Origin of the sequence: Phocaeicola sp. RTP21198st1_B8_RTP21198_201120 (assembly GCF_040929485.1) — a bacterium.
Taxonomy (GTDB): Bacteria; Bacteroidota; Bacteroidia; order Bacteroidales; family Bacteroidaceae; genus Phocaeicola; species Phocaeicola dorei.
In genome coordinates this window covers 1-303 of the sequence record NZ_JBCOCI010000433.1, presented here as the reverse complement: position 1 = coordinate 303, position 303 = coordinate 1, and the positions used below count along the sequence as shown (strand labels likewise).

The 303-nt window shown below is 43.9% G+C and carries 1 protein-coding gene; it reads right to left on the bottom strand.

Features of this window, described 5'->3' with window-relative positions; genetic code table 11:
- Nucleotides 1-303: TonB-dependent receptor plug domain-containing protein (locus AB5935_RS27020; protein WP_368327980.1), on the bottom strand; the 303-nt coding region annotated here is incomplete at both ends.

Sequence of the window (303 nt, the reverse complement as noted above, 5' to 3'; positions counted from 1 at the left end):
GACCTACATCCGACAAATAAGACTTATAATCGTCCAAACCCAGCAACGGCATCCGTTTATCATTCCAGTTCACTCCAAATGAACCGTAATAGCTGATCTTCGTTTCCAAGTCATTGGATGTGGCACCATCAGTCTGAATCAGAATAACTCCATTTGAACCCATCGAACCATACATAGCGGCCTCCGCTCCTTTCAAAACCGTTATATTCTGAATATCCTGCAAATTGTAGGCTTGGAAAATATCCCGTGTAAAACCTCCGATCACTGTCGACGGTGTCTTATCAGGCATATAAGGTACCCCGT